General features: G+C 65.4%; 2 protein-coding genes. Both read right to left on the reverse strand.

The features are described 5' to 3' along the window. Nucleotides 1-93: 93 nt before the first annotated feature. Nucleotides 94-1,716, reverse strand: a complete 1,623-nt coding sequence (locus AC1VAN_RS16220; RefSeq protein ID WP_480986192.1) for an FMN-binding glutamate synthase family protein — start codon at nucleotides 1,714-1,716, stop codon at nucleotides 94-96. 44 nt (nucleotides 1,717-1,760) lie between these two features. After that, nucleotides 1,761-3,047 carry a nucleotide sugar dehydrogenase gene (locus tag AC1VAN_RS16225; RefSeq protein ID WP_480986193.1) on the reverse strand — a complete coding sequence of 429 codons (1,287 nt, stop codon included), beginning with the start codon at nucleotides 3,045-3,047 and terminating at the stop codon, nucleotides 1,761-1,763. Nucleotides 3,048-3,248 lie beyond the last annotated feature (201 nt).

The raw sequence follows: 3,248 nt of genomic DNA on the forward strand, positions 1-3,248 counted from the left end.
CATCATCGTCGGTACCCGTCCTGAACTGCATGCAGCCTCCTTGCATGGATGGTTTTCGTGCAGTCGAGCATGGGCTCGGTCCTGCAACGCGGGTCATCGCGACTTGCTGGCACGCAGCGCCTGGATCTTCGGTGGCGGCTGGAACGAATCGCTGCGTGCGTCCGCCCAGAACGAATGGAACACCGCGTGGTCGGGCACCTTGTGCAGCAGCTCGCCCGGTTCCAGGTAACGATACAACGAGGCCAGCGAACGGATCTCAACCGGCGACACCCGGCGAAGGATGTGTTCCGGGCCTAGCTCGGCCGGATCGTTCAAGCCCGCCGCGCACAGCAACTCCTTCAGCGCGTGCAGGGTGTGCTCGTGGAAGCTGTACACGCGCGTGGCCTTGTCCGGTGCATCCAGATGCTTCCAGCGTGCCGGATCCTGGGTCGCGATGCCGGTCGGGCACTTGTCGGTATGGCAGCTGAGCGACTGGATGCAGCCCAGCGCGAACATGAAACCGCGCCCGGCATTGCACCAGTCGGCGCCCATCGCAATGGTGCGGGCGATATCGAACGCGCTGGTGATCTTGCCGGCAGCGCCGATACGGATGTGCTCGCGCAGGTCCAGGCCGACCAGGGTGTTGTGCACCAGCAGCAACGCTTCGTGCATCGGCACCCCCACGTGATCGACGAATTCGGCCGGTGCCGCGCCGGTACCGCCTTCGRCGCCATCGACGACGATGAAATCAGGCAGCAGACCGGTCTCGTGCATTGCCTTGGCAATGCCGAACCATTCCCATGGGTGGCCGATGGCCAGCTTGAAACCAACCGGCTTGCCACCGGACAGTTCACGCAGGCGGGCCACGAACTGCAGCAGTTCAACCGGCGTGGAGAACGCCGAATGGCGCGATGGCGACACGCAGTCCACGCCCATCGGCACGCCACGCGTCACCGAGATCTCGGCGGTCACCTTCGGCGCCGGCAGCACCCCGCCATGGCCGGGCTTGGCACCCTGCGACAGCTTGATCTCGATCATCTTCACCTGATCGTGGTTGGCATTGGCAACGAAGCGTTCCTCGCTGAAGCCGCCCTTCTCGTCACGGCACCCGAAGTAGCCCGAGCCGATCTCCCAGACCAGGTCACCGCCCATCTCCCGGTGATACGGCGAAATCGAGCCTTCGCCGGTATCGTGGTAGAAACCCCCCAGGCGTGCGCCTTCGTTCAATGCGCGGATCGCATTGGCCGACAGCGAACCGAAACTCATCGCCGAGATGTTGAACACGCTCGCCGAATAGGGCTTGGCACAGTTCGGACCGATCAGCACGCGGAAATCATGCTTGGCGATGGTGGTCGGCGCCAGCGAATGGTTGATCCATTCGTAGTCCACCGCATATGTGCTGCGCAGGGTACCGAAGGGCACCGTGTCCATCTGGTTCTTGGCGCGCTGGTAGATCAGCGCACGCTGCTGCCGCGAGAACGGGACATCCTCCAGATCGCTCTGCACGAAGTACTGGCGGATCTCCGGGCCGATCGATTCCAGGCCATAACGGAAGTGCGCTATCACCGGATAGTTGCGGCGCAGGGTGCTGCGCTTCTGCAGCAGGTCCCAGGTCCCCAGCGCCACCATCGCAGCTGTAATGCCGACGCCCCAGTACCAGGCCGGCCAGATCGTGGCCAGCCACAGGCAGATCGGAAACATCAGGATGGCGAGCAGGTAGACGATATACCGGTGCATGGCGTTCCTCGGTTGCAACTGCCCCGAGTCTACCGCGCAAGCACCTACAGGCGATCGTCGACCACGCTGCGCGGCCAGGCGGACTTCACGTCATAGACCAGCCCACCGGGCGCCAACAGGCTGCGGATATGGGCATCGTCCATCGCCTTGAAGCTCTCATGCGCCACCGCCAGCACCACCGCGTCGTAGCTGCCGGGCACCGGCTCGGCCAGCCAGTTCACGCCCTCGTCCGCCATGGCAGCTGGCCCCACCCACGGATCGCTGACGTCCACCTGCGCGCCGCTGCCGGCCAGCCGCTGGGCCAGTTCCAGCGCGCGGCTGTTGCGCAGGTCCGGGCAGTCCTCCTTGAAGGTCACGCCCAGCACCAGGATGCGCGAGTGCGCTGGCATGYGGCCACGCTCGGCGAGCATCGCCAGCACGCGTTTGGCCACATGTTCGCCCACCCGGTTGTTGACCTGCCGGGCGGTGTGGATGAGGTCGGGGTGGTAGCCCATGCTTTCGGACTTGTGCAGCAGGTAGTACGGGTCCACGCCGATGCAGTGGCCTCCCACCAGCCCCGGCCGGAACGGCAGGAAGTTCCATTTGCTGCCTGCGGCGTCGAGCACATCCTGGGTGTCGATGCCGAGGCGATCGAAGATCAGGGCCAACTCGTTGACCAGCGCGATGTTGACGTCACGCTGGATGTTCTCCACCACCTTGGCCGCTTCGGCGACCCGCATCGACGGCACCGGGAACGTACCGGCGGTGATGATCCGCTGGTACAGGCCATCGACCACCGCAGCCACGTCCGGCGTTGAACCGGAGGTGATCTTGCGGATGTCGGCCAGGCGCCGCTGGCGGTCACCCGGGCTGACCCGCTCGGGACTGTAGCCGCAGTAGAAATCCTCGTTGAAGCGCAGCCCCGAGCCCTGTTCCAGCAGCGGCACGCAGACTTCTTCGGTGGTACCCGGGTAGACGGTGGATTCGTAGATCACCAGATCACCGACGCGCAGATGGCTGGCGATCAGTCGCGTCGCCGAGCGCAAAGGCTCCAGATCAGGCTGCTCGTAGGCATCGATCGGCGTGGGCACGGTGACGATGTAGACGTTGCAGGCGTCGAGCTGCGCCGGATCGCTGCTGTAACGCAGCAGCGACGCGCTGGCCAGTTCGTCCGGCTCCATTTCCAGCGTGTGGTCCTGCCCGCCGGCCAGTTCGGCGATGCGCGCAGCATCGATGTCGTACCCCAAGGTGGGCAGCTGGCGGCCGAACGCCACTGCCAACGGCAGCCCGACATATCCCAGGCCGATGATGGCCGGGGACGGGCTCTGTGCTGCGCCGATCGGCGCACTCATGCGCGGCGTCCAACAGGCGGCGATGGTGTCCACTGGGTCATGCGGGGATCCGGGAGCAGGCAAACGTGCCGACAAGGTTAACCGCGGCAGCGGCGCCAGACCACGCCCGGATCAGGATCCGAGGCTGACGGCAGCCGGCTCGAGTTCGCCGTGCCGCCCCGTCCAGGCCCGCAACAACAGGCAGAAGCCATGATCCGGGGG

The organism is Stenotrophomonas sp. 05L44_2 (assembly GCF_056665995.1).